We start from the raw sequence: 17718 nt of genomic DNA, 5'->3' as shown, positions 1-17718 counted from the left end.
TTTGAGGGCGGTATCAGGGATGGCGATCCAGTTTCTTGAGGAACACCGTCATCTCTTTCTCGGCTTGTTTGTCGCCGTGGGCGCGGGCGGCTTCGAGGCCTTGTTCCCAGGCTTGGCGGGCGGCCGGTAGGTCGCCTTGGCCTTGGTGGGCCTTGCCCAGTAGTTTCCAGGCAGCTGAATACTTGGGGTCAAGTTCGACGCAGCGTTGGAAGTGTTCGGCGGCGCGGGTGAATTCGCCGAGGTCGAGGTAGCCTTTGCCCAGGCCGAAGCGCAGCAGAGAGTTATCCACACCCTTGGCGAGCATTTTTTCCAGGGAATCGAGCATTTTAAAAACTCCTCATGACTAAGATCGTCCCACGCTTTGCGTGGGAATGCCTCCACGGACGCTCTGCGTTCGGCTCTTGAGGGGACGCGGAGCGTCCCAGGCTGCATTCCCACGCGGAGTGAGGGAACGATCAGTGGTGGTCAGAAGAAGCTCAACCCCACATGGAACAGCTTCTCGACGTCACGAATGTGCTTCTTGTCCACCAGGAACAGGATGACATGGTCGCCGGTCTGGATCGTGGTGTCGTCGTGGGCGATCAGGACTTCTTCGTCGCGGATGATCGCACCGATGGTGGTGCCAGGGGGCAGGCCGATGTCGCGGATGGCCTTGCCGATGACTTTGCTGGACTTGGCATCGCCGTGGGCAATGGCCTCGATGGCTTCGGCTGCGCCGCGGCGCAGGGAGTGGACGCTGACGATGTCGCCGCGGCGCACGTGGGCGAGCAAGGTGCCGATGGTCGCCAGTTGCGGGCTGATGGCGATGTCGATGTCGCCGCCCTGGATCAGGTCGACGTAGGCCGGGTTGTTGATGATGGTCATCACTTTCCTGGCCCCCAGGCGCTTGGCCAGTAGCGACGACATGATGTTGGCTTCGTCGTCGTTGGTCAGGGCCAGGAAGATGTCGGCGTCGGCGATGTTTTCTTCCAGCAGCAGGTCGCGGTCCGAGGCACTGCCCTGCAACACCACGGTGCTGTCGAGGGTGTCGGAGAGGTAGCGGCAGCGCGCAGGGTTCATCTCGATGATCTTGACCTGGTAGCGGCTTTCGATGGCTTCGGCCAGGCGCTCGCCGATCTGTCCGCCGCCGGCGATGACGATGCGCTTGTAGTTCTCATCGAGACGGCGCATTTCGCTCATCACGGCGCGAATATTCGCTTTGGCGGCGATGAAAAACACTTCGTCGTCGGCTTCGATCACCGTATCGCCCTGGGGCAGGATCGGCCGGTCCCGGCGGAAAATCGCCGCGACCCGGGTCTCCACATTCGGCATGTGCTCGCGCAACTGGCGCAGTTGCTGGCCCACCAGCGGCCCGCCGTAGTAGGCCTTGACCGCCACCAGTTGGGCCTTGCCTTCGGCAAAGTCGATCACCTGCAGGGCGCCGGGGTGCTCGATCAAGCGCTTGATGTAGTTGGTTACCACCTGCTCGGGGCTGATCAGCACATCCACCGGGATCGCTTCGTTGTCGAACAGGTCGGCGCGGGTCAGGTAGGCGGCCTCGCGCACCCGGGCGATTTTGGTCGGGGTGTGGAACAGGGTGTGGGCAACCTGGCAGGCGACCATGTTGGTTTCGTCGCTGTTGGTCACGGCCACGAGCATGTCGGCATCGTCGGCGCCGGCCTGGCGCAGCACCGTGGGCAGAGAACCCCGGCCCTGTACGGTGCGGATGTCGAGACGATCGCCGAGGTCGCGCAGGCGTTCGCCGTCGGTGTCGACCACGGTGATGTCGTTGGCCTCGCTGGCCAGATGTTCCGCCAGCGAACCGCCGACCTGTCCTGCGCCGAGGATGATGATTTTCATCCAGTCACTCCTATCGAATCGGTCTTAACCGCGCGCGGCGGCGATCTTGATCAGCTTGGCGTAGTAGAACCCGTCGTGCCCACCTTCCTGGGCCAGCAACTGGCGGCCATGGGGCTGTTTGAGGCCGGCCTGGCTGGCGATGTCCAGTTCCCGGGCACCCGGGGTGCGGGCGAGGAAGGCCTCGATCACTTCGGTGTTCTCGGTCGGCAAGGTCGAGCAGGTGGCGTAGAGCAACATGCCGCCGACTTCCAGGGTCGGCCACAGGGCATCGAGCAGTTCGCCCTGCAATGTGGCCAATGCGGCGATGTCGTCCGGCTGGCGGGTGAGCTTGATGTCCGGGTGGCGACGAATCACTCCGGTGGCCGAGCACGGCGCGTCCAGCAGGATGCGTTGGAACGGCTTGCCGTCCCACCAGGTCGCGGTGTCGCGGCCATCGGCGGCGATCAGCTCGGCCTCCAGGCCCAGGCGTTCGAGGTTTTCCTTCACGCGCACCAGGCGCTTGGTTTCCAGGTCCACCGCCACCACGCCGGCCAGCTTCGGCTCGGCTTCGAGGATGTGACAGGTTTTGCCACCCGGCGCGCAGCAGGCGTCCAGCACCCGTTGCCCGGGCGCCAGTTCCAGCAGGTCGGCGGCCAGTTGCGCGGCTTCGTCCTGGACGCTGATCCAGCCTTCGGCGAAGCCTGGCAGGGCACGCACATCGCCCGGGGTTTCCAGCACGATACCGTCGCGGCTGTACTGGCACGGGATGGCCGGGATACCCGCCTCGCCCAGCAACGCCAGGTAGGCATCGCGGGTATGGTGGCGACGATTGACCCGCAGGATCATCGGCGGATGGGCATTGTTGGCGGCGCAAATGGCTTCCCACTGCTCAGGCCAGAAGGCCTTCAGGGATTTCTGCAACCAGCGCGGGTGCGCCGTGCGCACCACCGGGTCGTGTTCCAGCTCGGCCAGCAGGGCTTCGCTTTCCCGCTGGGCGCGGCGCAGCACGGCATTGAGCAGGGCTTTGGCCCAGGGCTTTTTCAGCTTGTCGGCGCAACCCACGGTTTCGCCGATGGCGGCGTGGGCGGGAACGCGGGTGTAGAGCAATTGATAAAGCCCCACCAGCAACAGCGCCTCAACATCGGCATCGGCGGCCTTGAACGGCTTCTGCAACAGCTTGGCCGCCAGCGCCGACAACCGTGGCTGCCAACGGGCGGTGCCGAACGCCAGGTCTTGGGTGAAACCGCGATCACGGTCTTCGACCTTGTCCAGTTGGGTCGGCAGGGAACTGTTGAGGGAGGCTTTGCCGCTGAGGACGGCGGCAAGGGCCTTGGCGGCGGCCAGACGCGGGTTCATGAGGCGTCCGCCGCTTGGCCCAGATGAGTGCCGACGGCAAATTTCTCACGGCGGCTGTTGAACAAGTCGCTGAAGTTCAGCGCCTTGCCTCCGGGCAATTGCAGACGCGTCAGGCACAGCGCTTGCTCACCGCAGGCGACGACGAGGCCGTCCTTGCTGGCGCCGAGGATTTCACCGGGGGCGCCCTGCCCTTCGGCATAACTGGCCGCCAGCACTTTCAGGGCTTCGCCGTTCAAGGTGCTGTGGCAGATCGGCCAAGGGTTGAACGCCCGCACCAGGCGCTCCAGCTCAACGGCTGGGCGGCTCCAGTCGATGCGGGCTTCGTCCTTGTTCAGTTTGTGCGCGTAGGTGGCGAGGCGGTCATCCTGCACTTCGCCCTCCAAGGTACCAACGGCCAGGCCGGCAATGGCCTGGACCACGGCCGGCGGGCCAATGAGCGCGAGGCGGTCGTGCAGGCTGCCGCCGGTGTCTTCGGCGCTGATGGGGGTACTGACCTTGAGCAGCATCGGCCCGGTGTCCAGGCCGGCTTCCATGCGCATCACCGTCACGCCGCTCTCGGCATCGCCCGCCTCCACGGCGCGCTGGATCGGCGCGGCACCGCGCCAGCGCGGCAGCAGCGAGGCGTGGCTGTTGATGCAACCCAGGCGCGGGATATCCAGCACCACTTGGGGCAGGATCAGGCCGTAGGCGACCACCACCATCAAGTCCGGCTTCAGTGCCGCCAGTTCGGCCTGGGCTTGGGCGTCGCGCAGGGTCGGCGGCTGCAACACTTCGATGCCGTGCTCCAGGGCCAGCTGCTTGACCGGGCTGGGCATGAGTTTTTGCCCGCGACCGGCCGGCCGGTCCGGCTGGGTGTAGACCGCGACGATTTCGTGGGGGCTGGCCAGCAGGGCCTTGAGGTGTTCGGCGGCAAATTCGGGAGTGCCGGCAAAGACGATGCGCAGTGGCTCAGTCATGGGTAGCTCTCAATTACAAAGCAGTCGCAAAAAGAAAAAGGCTTGCCGCGGCAAGCCTTTGAAGGGGGCATCAAGCATTCTGGCGATGAAGTTTTTCCAGTTTTTTCTTGATCCGGTCACGCTTGAGGGTAGACAGGTAATCGACGAACAACTTGCCGTTGAGGTGGTCACACTCGTGCTGGATGCACACGGCCAACAAGCCTTCGGCGATCAGTTCGTAAGGCTGGCCGTCACGGTCCAGGGCCTTGATCTTGACCTTCTGTGGGCGGTCGACGTTTTCGTAGAAGCCTGGCACCGAGAGGCAGCCTTCCTGGTACTGGTCCATCTCGTCGGTCAGGGTTTCGAACTCGGGGTTGATGAACACCCGCGGCTCGCTGCGGTCTTCGGAGAGGTCCATCACGACGATACGCTTGTGCACGTTGACCTGGGTCGCGGCGAGGCCGATGCCTGGCGCTTCATACATTGTTTCAAACATGTCATCGACCAACTGACGCACTTCGTCGTCCACTACGGCCACGGGTTTGGCGATAGTGCGCAGGCGCGGGTCCGGAAATTCGAGAATGTTCAAAATGGCCATAAGCTTGATAAATGCACGTGTGAGGTAAAGTCGGGTGGCTGGCCTGGCGTGTCTTGGGATGCAGGCTACCGTTGTAAAACGTTGCTCTTGTGGAGAATAGCTCCTTAAGCAGCGAGCCACGGGGGCTCCGGCGTTTTACGCGAACGCACATAATAAAGGGATTCACCGCATGAGGAAATCACTACTCGCCCTGCTGCTCCTGGCCTCGGCCGGTATCGCGCACGGGCAAGTGCAACTTCGGGAAGGTTTTCCCCAGCAATACACGGTGGTGACGGGGGACACATTGTGGGACATTTCCGGCAAGTACCTGCGCGAGCCGTGGAAATGGCCGGAGCTGTGGCAGGCCAACCCGCAGATCGAAAACCCCAACCTGATTTATCCGGGCGACACCCTGTCGCTGGTCTACGTCAACGGCCAGCCGCGCCTGACCCTCAATCGCGGCACCTCGCGCGGCACCATCAAGCTGTCGCCGCGCATTCGCAGTTCGCCAGTGGCCGACGCCATCCCGAGCATTCCACTGCAAGCCATCAACAGTTTCCTGCTAAGCAACCGCATCGTCGACACGCCTGAGGATTTCAACAAGGCCCCCTATATCGTCGCCGGCAATGCCGAACGGGTGCTCAGTGGCATGGGGGATAGGGTCTTCGCCCGTGGCTCGTTCGATGCGAACCAGACGGCGTACGGCATCTTTCGCCAGGGCAAGGTCTACACCGACCCCGAGACCAAGGAGTTCCTGGGGATCAACGCCGACGACATCGGTGGCGGCGAAGTGGTGGCCAGCGAAGGCGATGTCACCACCCTGGCCCTGCAACGCACCACCCAGGAAGTGCGCCTGGGCGATCGTTTGTTCAGCGGCGAAGAGCGCTCGATCAATTCGACCTTCATGCCCAGCGCGCCGACATCGGACGTCCACGGGTTGATCCTGGACGTACCGCGAGGCGTGACCCAGATCGGCGCCCTGGACGTGGTCACCCTGAACAAGGGCCGGCGCGACGGGCTGACCGAAGGCAATGTGCTGGCGGTGATGAAGACGGGTGAAACCGTACGCGACCGCATCACTGGCGAGCCGGTGAAAATCCCCGATGAGCGGGCCGGCCTGCTGATGGTGTTCCGCACTTACGACAAGCTCAGCTACGGCTTGGTGCTGTACGCCTCGCGCTCGCTGTCGGTGCTCGACAAGGTCCGTAATCCATAACGGGTCTCACAAGTTACCAACAGAGTTATCCACAGCTTGTTCCCGTTTGTACGGGGCTTATAACGGTCAAGGATGATCGCATGTCATTACCTGAATCTGCTCCGGTTTCCCCTGCGGAACTGGAGGCTCGGCTACGCCTTCACCGCTTGCCGGAACTCGGTCCCAAGCGTTTCATGACCCTGATGGAGGCCTTCGGCTCGGCCTCCAAAGCCATCAGTGCACCAGCCAGCGCCTGGCGAGCGCTGGGCCTGCCCATCGCCTGCGCCGAGGCGCGACGCAACCCGGATGTGCGTGACGGCGCCGCCCATGCATTGGCCTGGCTAGAGCGTGCGGGCCAGCATTTACTGATGTGGGACCAACCCGACTACCCGGCGCTGCTGGCACAGATCAGCGACGCGCCGCCGCTGCTGTTCGTCGCTGGCGACGCCACCATTCTGGAAAAACCCCAGCTGGCGATGGTCGGCAGTCGCCGGGCATCGCGGCCGGGCATGGACACCGCGGCGGCGTTTTCCCGCAGCCTGGCCGGGGCCGGTTTTGTCATCACCAGCGGCCTGGCCCTGGGCATCGATGCGGCGGCCCATCAGGCGGCGCTGGACGTTGGCGGGCGCACCGTCGGCGTGCTGGGCACCGGCCTGGAAAATTTTTATCCACAGCGCAATCGTCGGCTGGCGGACGCCATGATTGCCCAAGGCAGCGCGGTGCTGTCGGAGTTTCCGTTGGACGCGCCGCCCCACGCCAGCAACTTTCCGCGTCGCAACCGGATCATCAGCGGTTTGTCCCTGGGGGTGCTGGTGGTGGAAGCCAGTGTCGCCAGCGGCTCGCTGATCACCGCCCGGCTGGCGGCGGAACAGGGCCGCGAGGTGTATGCCATTCCTGGATCGATCCATCACCCCGGCGCCCGGGGCTGCCATCAGCTGATCCGCGACGGTGCGGCGCTGGTGGAGACCGTCGAACACATCCTCGAAGCGTTGCGCGGCTGGCAGCAGTTGCCGCCGGCCTCGGAGCCCGTGCCGGTGACCCATCCGCTGCTGCGCCTGCTGCATGCCGTGCCGCTGAGCAGTGAGGCGCTGGCCGACGCCAGTGGCTGGGGCTTGCCCAAAGTGCTGGCGGCGTTGACCGAACTGGAGATGGAAGGACGCGCCATCTGTGACAACGGACGCTGGTTTGCGCGCTAGGTTTTATGGGGAAGATCGGTAAACTGCCCACAGCCTTATTTGCGTTGCGGGAGAATCTTTCATGGTCAACAGTTGGCGTGTGCAACAAGCCGCGCGAGAAATTCGCGCCGGGGCGGTGATTGCCTATCCAACCGAAGCGGTCTGGGGCCTGGGTTGTGACCCATGGAACGAAGAGGCCGTGGAACGCCTGCTGGCGATCAAGTCGCGGCTGCCCGATAAAGGCCTGATCCTGGTGGCTGACAACATCCACCAGTTCGACTTCCTGTTCGAAGACTTCCCCGAAACCTGGATGGACCGCATGGCCAGCACCTGGCCGGGGCCCAATACCTGGCTGGTGCCGCACCAGAACCTGCTGCCGGAATGGATCACCGGGGTACATGACACCGTCGCCCTGCGGGTCAGCGACCATCCCACGGTGCGCGACTTGTGCTCGTTGGTCGGGCCACTGGTGTCCACCTCGGCCAACCCCCAGGGACGCCCGGCGGCGCGTACGCGGATTCGGGTCGAGCAGTACTTTCGTGGGCAGATCGACCTGGTGCTTGGCGGCAACCTCGGTGGACGCAAGAACCCCAGCGTGATCCGCGACCTGGCGACCGGCAAAGTCGTGCGCCCGGACTAGGTCTTTGTGGTGAGCTGAGGGAGCCCCCTGTGGCGAGGGGATTTATCCCCGCTGGGCTGCGAAGCAGCCCTGAAGCAGCAAACTCAATCTTCCTGACACATTGAGTTGTCTGTTTGGGGGCTGCTGCGCAGCCCAACGGGGATAAATCCCCTCGCCACAGGGCACTTCCTCACCCTGAGCGCTGTTTGCTTATGGCAAGAGAATGGTCGACCCGGTCGTGCGCCGTGCCGACAGCTCGGTCTGGGCCTTGGCCGCTTCCGCCAGTGGATAACGCTGGTTGATGTCCACCTTGATCTTGCCGCTGCTGATCATTCCAAACAGCTCATCGGCCATGCGTTGCAGGTTTTCGGCGTTGTTGGCGTAGGTCGCCAGGGTCGGGCGGGTGACGTACAGCGAGCCCTTGGCCGCGAGAATTCCCAGGTTCACCCCTTCCACCGCACCCGAGGCATTGCCGAAGCTCACCACCAGGCCACGGGGGGCGACGCTGTCCAGCGACGTCAACCAAGTGTCCTTGCCAACCCCGTCGTACACCACGGGCACCTTCTTGCCGCCGGTCAGTTCCAGCACGCGCTGTGCGACGTTTTCCTTGCTGTAGTCGATGGTTTCCCAAGCGCCGTGGGATTTGGCGATGGCGGCCTTTTCCGGCGAGCTGACGGTGCCGATCAGCTTCACGCCCAAGGCCTTGGCCCATTGGCAGGCCAGGGAACCCACGCCACCGGCGGCAGCGTGGAACAGGATGGTTTCGCCGCCCTTGAGTTCATAGGTCTGGCGCAGCAGATACTGCACGGTCAGGCCCTTGAGCATCACGCCGGCGGCCTGTTCGAAACTGATGGATTCGGGCAGATGCACCAGGTTGGCTTCGGGCAATACATGCACATCGCTGTAGGCCCCCAGCGGTCCGCTGCCGTACGCCACCCGGTCGCCGACCTTGAACCGCGTGACGCCTGGACCGATGGCCTCGACCACGCCCGCGCCCTCGGCACCCAGGCCCGAAGGTAGCGCCGGCAGCGGATAAAGACCGCTGCGGTAGTAGGTGTCGATGAAATTCAGGCCGATCGCCTTGTTGCTGACGCGCACCTGCTGCGGGCCCGGCTCGGCCGGCTGATAGTCGACGTACTCGAGCACTTCGGGACCGCCGTTGGAACGGAACTGGATACGTTTGGCCATCTTCACTTTCTCCTTGTCGCAGACTTTTACCAAGCCTGCTATCGGACTCCTAACCTTGACCGTCGTCAACTGTGGCGTGGGCAAGTGCGGTGGTATCCTGTGCGCCCATTTGCCACCGGCCCGCTATACGCCGCGTAGCGTAGCCCTGATCAAGGTGACGTCATGTCCACTCGTACCGAGGCCGTGAAAGCCTATCTGCTCGACCTGCAAGACCGAATCTGCGCCGCCCTGGAAACCGAGGACGGCGGCACGCGCTTCGTCGAAGATGCCTGGACCCGGCCGGCCGGGGGTGGCGGTCGCACGCGGGTGATCGAAAACGGCACGGTGATCGAAAAGGGCGGCGTCAACTTTTCCCACGTATTTGGCAGCGGTCTCCCACCCTCGGCCAGCGCCCATCGGCCGGAACTGGCCGGACGCGGCTTCGAAGCCTTGGGCGTGTCGCTGGTCATTCACCCGCACAATCCGCACGTGCCGACCTCCCACGCCAACGTGCGCTTCTTTATCGCCGAAAAGGAAGGCGAAGAGCCGGTCTGGTGGTTTGGCGGCGGCTTCGACCTGACGCCTTACTACGGCGTCGAGGAAGACTGCGTCCATTGGCACCGTGTCGCCGAGCAGGCCTGCGCGCCGTTCGGCCCCGAGGTGTACCCGCGCTACAAAGCCTGGTGTGACAGCTATTTCCACCTCAAGCATCGCAACGAGCCCCGGGGCATTGGCGGCCTGTTTTTCGACGACCTGAACGCGTGGGATTTCGACACCTGCTTCGCCTTCATCCGCGCCATCGGTGACGCCTACATCGATGCCTACCTGCCGATCGTGCGCCGGCGCAAGCATGACGCGTTCACCGCCAAACAGCGGGAATTCCAGGAGTATCGCCGTGGGCGCTACGTGGAATTCAACCTGGTCTACGACCGCGGCACCCTGTTCGGGCTGCAATCGGGCGGGCGTACCGAATCGATCCTGATGTCCCTGCCACCGCAAGTGCGCTGGGGCTACGACTGGAAAGCCGAACCGGACAGCGAAGAGGCGCGGCTGACCGAATACTTCCTGCAGGATCGCGATTGGCTGGCAACGGCCTGAACGGGGATATTCCATGGATCGCTACGTTGTAATGGGTAACCCGATCGGCCACAGCAAGTCGCCGCTGATCCATCGCCTGTTTGCCGAGCAGACCGGGCAAACCCTGGACTACAGCACGCTGCTGGCACCGCTGGAGGATTTCTCCGGTTGCGCCCGGGCATTTTTCCGCGAGGGGCGTGGGGCGAACGTCACGGTACCGTTCAAGGAAGACGCCTTTCGCCTGGCCGACACCCTGACCGAGCGGGCCCAACGGGCCGGGGCGGTCAATACGTTGAGCAAACTGGCCGACGGTCGCCTGTTGGGTGACAACACCGACGGCGCCGGGCTGGTCCGGGACCTGACCGTCAATGCCGGCTTCAGTCTCAAGGGCAAGCGCATCCTGTTGCTCGGGGCCGGCGGCGCGGTGCGCGGTGCCCTGGAACCGCTGCTGGCCGAAGCGCCGGCCTCGGTGATCATCGCCAATCGCACGGTGGAAAAGGCCGAATTGCTGGCCGAGTTGTTCGCCGACCTGGGCCCGGTCTCCGCCAGTGGGTTCGACTGGCTGCAAGAGCCGGTGGACCTGATCATCAACGCCACCTCCGCGAGCCTGTCGGGGGATGTGCCGCCGATTGCCGCCAGCCTGATCGAGCCCGGCAAGACGGTTTGCTACGACATGATGTATGGCAAGGAACCGACCTCGTTCTGCCGCTGGGCCAGTGACCACGGGGCGGCGGTGGCGATGGATGGCCTGGGCATGTTGGCCGAGCAGGCGGGCGAAGCCTTCTTCTTGTGGCGTGGAGTTCGTCCGGACACCGCGCCGGTGCTGGCCGAGCTGCGCCGCCAGCTCGCGCTGTAGGCTTCAGGCTGTTGTGGCGAGGGGATTTATCCCCGTTGGACTGCGAAGCAGTCCCAAAAAAGCAGGGCCGCTTCGCGTCCCAACGGGGATAAATCCCCTCGCCACAGGTGTGTGTCTGCCTCAAGTCCCCTACAGTTTTTAATCCTCAAAATGAATCGGGCAATGCTCCGGTCCTTCCAGCTTCAACAACTCCTCCACCACCTGCGGCCGGGCCATGCGCAAGGTCAGGCTACGCCCCTGGCTGCGCAGGCGCCGGGCTTCCTGATGGAGCATTTCCACTCCGGAATAATCGATGAAGTTGATCTGCTGGGCATCGATGACTACCCGCTGCGCCTGCAACCGTTGCAGGCGCGCTTGCAGGTAATGGCTGGCGCCGAAAAAGATCGAGCCGCCGACCCGCAGGATCTCCGCCTCCCCTTCGCGAAAATGCTGCACCCGCGGCTGTGAAGTGCGCTTGAGGTAAAAGAACAACGAAGCCAGCACACCGGCATAGATGGCGGTTTGCAGCTCCAGCAACAGTGTGGCCAGGCAGGTCAAGCCCATTACCACGAATTCGGCACGGCTCACGCGGTACAACGCCCGGATACCGCGGTGGTCCACCAGCCCCCAAGCGATCAGCAGAATGCTGCCGGCCATGGCCGGAATCGGGATGTGCGCGATCAGGTTCGCCCCGGCGACCGCAAACAACGCCACCCACAAGGCCGAAAACACCCCCGCCAAGGGCGAACAGGCCCCGGCTTCATAGCTGAGGCCGGAGCGGGTGAAGGAACCGGCCGACAACGATCCAGAGAAAAATCCGCCCACGATGTTGGAAAGCCCCTGCGCCCTCACCTCCTGATTCGCATCGAGCAATTGCCCGGAACGTACCGACAACGAGCGGGCGATGGACAGGCTGGTGACCAGCCCGAGCATGCCCACCGCGACAGCCCCGGGCAGCAGGCGCAGGATCAGTTCCAGGTCCAACGGCAACAGCGTGAGCGGCGGCAGGCGCCCGGCGAAGGCACTGACCAGCGCCACATGCCCGAACATCGCCGGCCACAACCAGACCACCAGGCTGCTGATGACCAAAGTTATCAACAGGCTCGGCCAACGCGGCAGCAAGCGCTTGAGCACCACGCCCAGGACCAGGGTCCCCAAGCCCAGCAGCAGCGATGGCTTATCCACAGCCCCGATGTGGCTGACCAGCATCAGCAGCCCCCTCAACGCCGTGGCTTCGTTCGGCAGGTCGAGGCCCAGCAGGTTCGGCAACTGCCCCAGGGCAATGACCACCGCCGCGCCCAGGGTGAAACCCAGCACCACCGAGTGCGAGACGAAATTCACCAGTGCACCGAAACGCAGCAGCCCCAGCAACCATTGGAAAATACCCGCCAACACCGTCAGCAGCAGGATCAAGGTGATGTAGTCCTGGCTGGCGGGGACGGCCAGCGGACTGACGGTGGCGTACAAGACGATGGAAATCGCCGCCGTGGGCCCGCAGATCAGGTGCCACGACGAACCCCACAGGCAGGCGATCAGTACCGGCACGATCGCCGCATACAAGCCGTATTCCGGTGGCAAACCGGCAATCAGGGCGTAGGCAATGGACTGCGGCAACGCGAGAATCGCACCGCTCAAGCCGACAATAAGATCACGGCCGACACTGGCGCGGGTCTGCCGGGGCAGCCAGCTCAGGAAGGGAAAGAGTGAATGGCGGGTGGGGATTGCCATGGGGCCTCAAGGATGGGGTTTGGCGCAAGAGTATCAGGACAGGGCGCCGCTCTCCCTGTGCCAGGGGATTTATCTGTGGCCAGGCCTTTATCTGTGGCGAGGGGATTTATCCCCGTTGGGGTGCGAAGCGCCCCCCCAAAACGACTGAACACAATTGACCTGACACACCGAGTCGACGCAATTTGGGGCCGCTGCGCGGCCTAACGGGGATAAATCCCCTCGCCACAGATAGATCCCCTCGCCACAGTGCTCCGCGTCACTCAGGGAGAGCACGCGGAGCAGCATGTTGGTCAGAGCTTGGCCTTCACCGCCGCCAGCGCATCCTTGCCATCCAGGGTCTTCACACCGTCCAGCCATTTGTCCAGGACCGCCGGGTTGGCCTTGATCCAGGCCTTGGCCGCGTCGGCGTTGCTGACCTTGTTGTTCACCACCTCAGCCATGATGCTGTTTTCCATTTCCTGGGTGAAGCTCAGGTTGGTCAACAGCTTGCCTACGTTCGGACAGGCCTGTGCATAACCTTTGCGGGTCAGGGTGTAGACACTGCCCGTGTCGCCGAAGTATTTCTCGCCGCCTTTGAGGTAGTGCATTTTCAATTGCACGTTCATCGGGTGCGGGGTCCAGCCGAGGAAGGTCACGAACTTCTGTTTCTTCACCGCCCGGGAGACTTCCGCCAGCATCGCCTGCTCACTGGATTCCACCAGTTTCCACTCGCCCATGCCGAAATCATTGGTCTTGATGATTTCTTTCAGGGAGAGGTTGGCCGGGGCGCCGGAGCCGATGCCGTAGATCTTCTTGTCGAACTTGTCGGCGAACTTGTTCAGGTCGGCAAAGTTATGCACACCGGCGTCCCAGACGTAGTCCGGGACCGCCAGGGTGAACTCGGTGCCGTCCAGGTTCTTGGCCAACTGCGTGACGTCGCCATTGGCCACGAACTTGTCATAAAAGCCCTGCTGCGCCGGCATCCAGTTACCCAGGAACACATCCACCTGGCCATCCTTGAGGCCACCGAAGGTGATCGGCACCGCGAGGGTGTCGACCTTGGCCTTGTAGCCCATCCCATCCAGCAGGAAACCGGTGATGGCATTGGTGGCGGCGATATCGCTCCAGCCCGGGTCGGCCATCTTCACCGTTTCGCAGCTTTGCTCGGCCCAGGCCGAAGCACTGCTCAATGCCAACAGTCCAGCGGTCAGTACTGTGGATAACTTTTGCATGGCTTGCCCCTTACGTTATTGGTTTTGGCAGGGTTGTGGATAACGGGCCTTGCGCTCCAGATCGTCGAGGTCGATGTGGTTACGCATGTACTGCTGGCTGGCGTCCACCAGCGGCTGGTGATCCCAGCTCTTGAGTTTGCCCAGGGTCAGCGCCTGAGCGACGAAACGGCGGCGGCGCTGGCTGGCGAGCACCTGTTGATGAATGGTCGACATGTCCCACTTGGCGCGCGCTTCAGCGAGAAAATCGGCGAATAGAGCCTGATGCTCAGAGGATTGGCTGAGGTTCTCCAGTTCTTTAGGGTCGTTGCGCACGTCAAACAGCAGGCACGGGTCATCTTCGCTGTAGATGAATTTCCACGGGCCGCGACGGATCATCATCAGGGGGCTGACGGTGCCTTCGGCCATGTATTCACCGAAGACTTCATCATGGCCGCCCTGCCCTTGCAGATGGGGCACCAGCGAACGGCCATCCAGCGGCAAGCCCGGTTCCAGCGTGCCGCCAGCCAGCTCCACCAGGGTCGGCAGCAAGTCGGCGGTGGACACGGCCGCGCTCACCCGGCCGCTGGCGAATTGCCCAGGGGCACTGATCAATAGCGGTACGCGGGCGGCCATTTCGAACCAGTGCATTTTGTACCAGAGGCCCTTTTCGCCGAGCATGTCCCCGTGATCGCCGGAGAACACGATGATCGTGTCGTCCAGTAGACCGGTGTCTTCCAAGGTCTGCAGCAGCTTGCCGACATTGCTGTCAATGTAGCTGCATGCACCGAAATAGGCGCGGCGGGCATCCCGGATCTTATCCACAGGCAGCGGCTTGTTCCACAGGTCATAGACCTTCAGCAGCCGCTGGGAATGGGGGTCGAGCGTCGTTTGCGCCGGGGTCTGCGGCAAAGGGATGTCGTTGTCGTCATACAAATCCCAGAACGCCTTGGGAATCGTGTACGGGTCGTGTGGGTGCGTCATCGATACGGTGAGGCAAAACGGCTGGTCACCGTCTTCGCGGATGTGGTCGAACAGGTACTGCTGGGCCTTGAACACCACTTCTTCATCGAAATCCAGCTGGTTGGTACGCACGCACGGCCCGGCCTGCAACACCGACGACATGTTGTGATACCAACTCGGCCGCACGTCCGGCTCGTCCCAGTTCACCGCCCAGCCGTAATCGGCCGGGTAAATGTCGCTGGTCAGGCGTTCTTCGTAGCCGTGCAGTTGGTCCGGCCCGCAAAAGTGCATCTTGCCGGACAGCGCCGTGCGGTAGCCGAGGCGACGCAGGTAATGGGCATAGGTCGGCACGTCCGCCGGGAAATCCGCCGCGTTGTCGTACGCACCGATCTTGCTCGGCAACTGGCCGCTCACCAGGGTGAAACGCGACGGTGCGCACAGCGGGCTGTTGCAATAGGCGGCATCGAACACTACGCCCTCGGCGGCCAGGCGCGACAGGTTCGGCAGCTTGATCGGCGAAGGACCGTAGATCGGCAACATTGGCGCGGCCATTTGATCGGCCATGATGAAAAGAATGTTCTTGCGCTTCATGTATTCGCGGCATTCCATAGTAGGCAGTTATGCGACATTGCTGCGATTGAGCATGTAGCCCCCGGGTTTTGGGGTAAAGCCCATGCAGGATAATGACTAGGATAAGCACAGCTTATGTATGACGCCCTGGGTAACCTGTCCCTGGAACTGTTCCGTGCCTTTGAAGCCGCAGCACGCCAACAAAGCTTTACCGCGGCGGCGATTGAGCTGGGCACCACGCAACCGGCCATCAGCCAACAGATCAAGCGCCTGGAAGAGCAACTGGGTACGCGGTTGTTCGACCGCATCTATCGCGGGATCGAACTGACCGAGGCCGGGACCATCCTGTTCGAGCAGGTTCAGGCCGGCTTGCAGAGCATCGATGCCGGGCTGAGTGCAATCACCGCCCAGCATCAGCATGAGGTGCTGCAAGTCGCCACAGACTTCGCATTCGCCGCCTATTGGCTGATGCCGCGCCTGCATCGCTTTCACGCAGCCAACCCCCAGGTGGATGTGAGCCTGGTGACCAGCGAGCGCAACCACAACATGTTGCGCACCGATATCGACGTTGCCGTGCTGTTCGGCGACGGTCGCTTCAAACAAGGTGAAAGTCGCTGGCTATTCAGCGAAGAAGTCTTTCCGGTGTGCAGCCCGCTGCTGCTCAAGGATCGTCCCCTGCCCTTGCCCCCCCAGGCCCTGGCGGAGTTTCCATTGCTGCACCTGCGCGCGGGCAACAGCAACAGCTGGTTCGACTGGAGTGGGGTATTCCGCGAGCTGGGCATCACGTCACCACCGGCGCCCGGGCAACTGCGCTTCGACAACTACACACTACTCATCCAGGCGGCGATTGGCGGTCAAGGCGTCGCCATCGGCTGGCGGCACCTTGTGGATAACTTATTGGCCCAGGGGCTGCTGTGTCGTCCGATCGCTGAAACCGTGCTGTCGCGGCTGGGGTATTACGTGGTCTTGCCCCAACGTAAACGGCGCGGGGGGTTGATCCGGCTGTTTGTGGACTGGTTGATGGAAGAACAGGCCAACAGTGCTGAATCGCTCACGGGGTTGCCGTTGCCTTCGATTGCGGTTTGAGGCCGTGGCGGGGAGTGCTCCCGCTCGGTTGCGCCGCAGCCGCAATATCTTGGGGGCTGCGGCGCAGCCCAACGGGGATAAATCCCCTCGCCACAGGTTGTGGATAACTACAGTTCGCTACATGGCCGCTACGAAGCTGACATGCTCGCCCACATGCAGGTTCAGGCGCAGCTCATCGGCGATGCCGACCGCCACCCGGTTGAGCCGCTCCAGGGATTCGGCCATGCCGGGTTCGAGGCTGGTACTGACCTGGCTGAAATGTTCGATACCCAAGCCTGGCGCGGCATAGGGAGCGTTGACCAAGGTCCATTGCAAGGTGCTGTTCTTCAGGGCATCGAGCACTTCTTCGGCGGCATGGCGCTGCAAATCGTCGTCCGTCGGCTCCTCGTCGAGCATCGCAAAGTCGCCCACCAGGAACAGCCGGGGAATATTCACCGCCTGCATGCCAGCGATCAGTGCATCCACGGCCAATACTTGCTCCACCGGGCCGGGAATCAATGTGCGCTCCACTTGTTCGCTGTTCATCGGCAACCCCGGCGCGTTCAGCAGACACACCACGGCGCTGGCACCGGCAACACTTTGCTTGACCCGCTCGGGATCGAAAAGATCACCGGTCTTGGTCCGCAGGCCCGGGCGTGGAGCCAGGGCAGTAAGATCGTCGAGAATGGCAATGACTTCGTGCTGGCGCCGCAGCATTTCAGCCATCAACGCACTGCCGAGGCTGCTCATGGCACCATAGAGCACCACCTTGATGACCGGGGTTTCGGCGTTTTTCATGGCTGTTTTCCTCTTTAATCCCGCCTGTAAAGGCTCTGACCCGCGGCAAACGGCGAGGGTTCGGCCTCTTTTACAAGGAGTGACAGATGCAGCGGATCAAGGGCTACCACGCCCACGTGTATTTCGACGCCAACACCCTCGACCAGGCGCAGGCCCTGTGCGAGGAAGCGGCGCAACTGTTTGCGCTGAAAATGGGCCGCGTCCATCAACGCCCGGTCGGCCCGCATCCGGACTGGAGCTGTCAGCTGGCATTCGACCCGCAGTACATTGGCGTGGTCTTGCCGTGGCTGGCGCTCAATCGCAAAGGGCTGGTGATTTTCATGCACCCGGAGACCGGCGATGAGCTGATCGACCACACCGAGCATGCGATCTGGATGGGGGCGGTGCGGCCGTTGGATCTTTCGGTGTTTAAGGCAAGCACCTGATTGCTTTGTTTAGACCAGAGACATGGTTCTGTGGCGAGGGGATTCATCCCCGTTGGACTGCGCAGCAGGCCCAAAGGGACAAATTGCACTCTCCAGATATTGCAGAATGACGGGTTTCAGGGCCGCTTCGCGCCCCAGCGGGGATAAATCCCATAGGCGCTAACCAAACCCCTCGCCCCGTAGCCCGTCTCGCTGGTATCCCCGCGTGTTTCGCGGGGACTCACGTAA

17 protein-coding genes are annotated in these 17718 nt (G+C 62.9%); 7 read left to right on the top strand and 10 right to left on the bottom strand.

What is annotated here, in order from left to right; genetic code table 11:
- Window positions 1-13 precede the first annotated feature (13 nt).
- The 5 genes from BT116_RS27945 to def all read right to left on the bottom strand — a co-directional run bounded on the left by BT116_RS27945 (window position 14) and on the right by def (window position 4707).
- Window positions 14-325 (bottom strand): tetratricopeptide repeat protein, encoded by a 312-nt coding sequence (locus tag BT116_RS27945; protein WP_072348803.1) that lies wholly within the window; start codon window positions 323-325, stop codon window positions 14-16.
- Between the two features lie 140 nt (window positions 326-465).
- Window positions 466-1839 carry a Trk system potassium transporter TrkA gene (gene trkA / locus BT116_RS27940; protein WP_072348801.1) on the bottom strand — a complete coding sequence of 458 codons (1374 nt, stop codon included), beginning with the start codon at window positions 1837-1839 and terminating at the stop codon, window positions 466-468.
- 24 nt (window positions 1840-1863) lie between these two features.
- Window positions 1864-3174 (bottom strand): 16S rRNA (cytosine(967)-C(5))-methyltransferase RsmB, encoded by a 1311-nt coding sequence (rsmB, locus tag BT116_RS27935; RefSeq protein ID WP_072348799.1) that lies wholly within the window; start codon window positions 3172-3174, stop codon window positions 1864-1866.
- Window positions 3171-4130 (bottom strand): methionyl-tRNA formyltransferase, encoded by a 960-nt coding sequence (fmt, locus tag BT116_RS27930; protein WP_072348797.1) that lies wholly within the window; start codon window positions 4128-4130, stop codon window positions 3171-3173. The genes rsmB and fmt overlap by 4 nt, the downstream gene beginning before the upstream one ends.
- A gap of 70 nt (window positions 4131-4200) precedes the next feature.
- Window positions 4201-4707: a peptide deformylase gene (gene def, locus BT116_RS27925; RefSeq protein ID WP_003196300.1), complete on the bottom strand. Its 507-nt coding sequence runs from the start codon at window positions 4705-4707 to the stop codon at window positions 4201-4203.
- Window positions 4708-4876: 169 nt separating this feature from the next.
- Between def and BT116_RS27920 the strand changes: the two genes are divergently transcribed.
- From BT116_RS27920 to BT116_RS27910, 3 genes are all read left to right on the top strand, one after another.
- Window positions 4877-5902: a LysM peptidoglycan-binding domain-containing protein gene (locus BT116_RS27920; RefSeq protein ID WP_072348795.1), complete on the top strand. Its 1026-nt coding sequence runs from the start codon at window positions 4877-4879 to the stop codon at window positions 5900-5902.
- A gap of 80 nt (window positions 5903-5982) precedes the next feature.
- The gene (dprA, locus tag BT116_RS27915) at window positions 5983-7077 is read left to right on the top strand and encodes a DNA-processing protein DprA (RefSeq protein WP_072348793.1); all 1095 of its coding nucleotides are present in this window, start codon (window positions 5983-5985) and stop codon (window positions 7075-7077) included.
- Window positions 7078-7138: 61 nt separating this feature from the next.
- On the top strand, window positions 7139-7696 hold the full coding sequence (locus BT116_RS27910) for an L-threonylcarbamoyladenylate synthase type 1 TsaC (RefSeq protein ID WP_014335849.1): 558 nt from the start codon (window positions 7139-7141) through the stop codon (window positions 7694-7696).
- A gap of 189 nt (window positions 7697-7885) precedes the next feature.
- On the opposite strand, the gene BT116_RS27905 is transcribed toward BT116_RS27910, so the two are convergent.
- Entirely contained in the window at window positions 7886-8863 is a 978-nt protein-coding gene (locus BT116_RS27905; protein WP_072348791.1) for a quinone oxidoreductase family protein, read from the bottom strand.
- A gap of 162 nt (window positions 8864-9025) precedes the next feature.
- On the opposite strand from BT116_RS27905, the gene hemF reads away from it, so the two are divergent.
- Together hemF and aroE are read left to right on the top strand one after the other, a co-directional pair.
- Window positions 9026-9940, top strand: coding sequence for an oxygen-dependent coproporphyrinogen oxidase (gene hemF, locus BT116_RS27900; RefSeq protein ID WP_072348789.1), 915 nt, complete (start codon window positions 9026-9028; stop codon window positions 9938-9940).
- 13 nt (window positions 9941-9953) lie between these two features.
- Window positions 9954-10775 (top strand): shikimate dehydrogenase, encoded by an 822-nt coding sequence (gene aroE / locus BT116_RS27895; protein ID WP_072348787.1) that lies wholly within the window; start codon window positions 9954-9956, stop codon window positions 10773-10775.
- A gap of 138 nt (window positions 10776-10913) precedes the next feature.
- On the opposite strand, the gene BT116_RS27890 is transcribed toward aroE, so the two are convergent.
- The 3 genes from BT116_RS27890 to betC all read right to left on the bottom strand — a co-directional run bounded on the left by BT116_RS27890 (window position 10914) and on the right by betC (window position 15223).
- Complete coding sequence (locus BT116_RS27890) at window positions 10914-12482, bottom strand: SulP family inorganic anion transporter (RefSeq protein ID WP_072348785.1); 1569 nt, start codon at window positions 12480-12482, stop codon at window positions 10914-10916.
- A 290-nt stretch (window positions 12483-12772) separates the two neighbouring features.
- The gene (gene choX / locus BT116_RS27885; RefSeq protein ID WP_072348783.1) at window positions 12773-13693 is read right to left on the bottom strand and encodes a choline ABC transporter substrate-binding protein; all 921 of its coding nucleotides are present in this window, start codon (window positions 13691-13693) and stop codon (window positions 12773-12775) included.
- Window positions 13694-13708: 15 nt separating this feature from the next.
- Complete coding sequence (betC, locus tag BT116_RS27880) at window positions 13709-15223, bottom strand: choline-sulfatase (RefSeq protein WP_072348781.1); 1515 nt, start codon at window positions 15221-15223, stop codon at window positions 13709-13711.
- 114 nt (window positions 15224-15337) lie between these two features.
- On the opposite strand from betC, the gene BT116_RS27875 reads away from it, so the two are divergent.
- Window positions 15338-16288, top strand: a complete 951-nt coding sequence (locus BT116_RS27875) for a choline sulfate utilization transcriptional regulator (RefSeq protein WP_072348779.1) — start codon at window positions 15338-15340, stop codon at window positions 16286-16288.
- Between the two features lie 117 nt (window positions 16289-16405).
- Here the strand turns inward: BT116_RS27875 and BT116_RS27870 are convergent, their stop codons facing one another.
- A complete protein-coding gene (locus tag BT116_RS27870; protein ID WP_072348777.1) occupies window positions 16406-17065 on the bottom strand; it encodes an NAD(P)-dependent oxidoreductase in 660 nt (219 codons plus the stop codon).
- An 86-nt stretch (window positions 17066-17151) separates the two neighbouring features.
- Here BT116_RS27870 and BT116_RS27865 point away from each other — a divergent pair, with 86 nt between their 5' ends.
- On the top strand, window positions 17152-17490 hold the full coding sequence (locus BT116_RS27865; protein WP_072348775.1) for a DOPA 4,5-dioxygenase family protein: 339 nt from the start codon (window positions 17152-17154) through the stop codon (window positions 17488-17490).
- The last annotated feature ends 228 nt before the right edge of the window (window positions 17491-17718 follow it).

The organism is Pseudomonas sp. NFACC16-2, assembly GCF_900119205.1.
GTDB lineage: Bacteria > Pseudomonadota > Gammaproteobacteria > Pseudomonadales > Pseudomonadaceae > Aquipseudomonas > Aquipseudomonas fluorescens_Q.
Note: the sequence above shows the minus strand (reverse complement) of the source record. Positions and strands in the feature narration are given on the sequence as shown.

Bases quoted from the DNA above. Each gene is read 5' to 3' on its own strand.
- BT116_RS27875 (WP_072348779.1), top strand. From the start codon at position 15,338: ATGTATGACGCCCTGGGTAACCTGTCCCTGGAACTGTTCCGTGCCTTT.
- BT116_RS27920 (WP_072348795.1), top strand. From the start codon at position 4,877: ATGAGGAAATCACTACTCGCCCTGCTGCTCCTGGCCTCGGCCGGTATC.
- choX (WP_072348783.1), bottom strand. From the start codon at position 13,693: ATGCAAAAGTTATCCACAGTACTGACCGCTGGACTGTTGGCATTGAGC.
- BT116_RS27870 (WP_072348777.1), bottom strand. From the start codon at position 17,065: ATGAAAAACGCCGAAACCCCGGTCATCAAGGTGGTGCTCTATGGTGCC.
- dprA (WP_072348793.1), top strand. From the start codon at position 5,983: ATGTCATTACCTGAATCTGCTCCGGTTTCCCCTGCGGAACTGGAGGCT.
- fmt (WP_072348797.1), bottom strand. From the start codon at position 4,130: ATGACTGAGCCACTGCGCATCGTCTTTGCCGGCACTCCCGAATTTGCC.
- def (WP_003196300.1), bottom strand. From the start codon at position 4,707: ATGGCCATTTTGAACATTCTCGAATTTCCGGACCCGCGCCTGCGCACT.
- rsmB (WP_072348799.1), bottom strand. From the start codon at position 3,174: ATGAACCCGCGTCTGGCCGCCGCCAAGGCCCTTGCCGCCGTCCTCAGC.
- betC (WP_072348781.1), bottom strand. From the start codon at position 15,223: ATGAAGCGCAAGAACATTCTTTTCATCATGGCCGATCAAATGGCCGCG.
- BT116_RS27945 (WP_072348803.1), bottom strand. From the start codon at position 325: ATGCTCGATTCCCTGGAAAAAATGCTCGCCAAGGGTGTGGATAACTCT.
- BT116_RS27905 (WP_072348791.1), bottom strand. From the start codon at position 8,863: ATGGCCAAACGTATCCAGTTCCGTTCCAACGGCGGTCCCGAAGTGCTC.
- BT116_RS27890 (WP_072348785.1), bottom strand. From the start codon at position 12,482: ATGGCAATCCCCACCCGCCATTCACTCTTTCCCTTCCTGAGCTGGCTG.
- trkA (WP_072348801.1), bottom strand. From the start codon at position 1,839: ATGAAAATCATCATCCTCGGCGCAGGACAGGTCGGCGGTTCGCTGGCG.
- aroE (WP_072348787.1), top strand. From the start codon at position 9,954: ATGGATCGCTACGTTGTAATGGGTAACCCGATCGGCCACAGCAAGTCG.
- BT116_RS27865 (WP_072348775.1), top strand. From the start codon at position 17,152: ATGCAGCGGATCAAGGGCTACCACGCCCACGTGTATTTCGACGCCAAC.
- BT116_RS27910 (WP_014335849.1), top strand. From the start codon at position 7,139: ATGGTCAACAGTTGGCGTGTGCAACAAGCCGCGCGAGAAATTCGCGCC.
- hemF (WP_072348789.1), top strand. From the start codon at position 9,026: ATGTCCACTCGTACCGAGGCCGTGAAAGCCTATCTGCTCGACCTGCAA.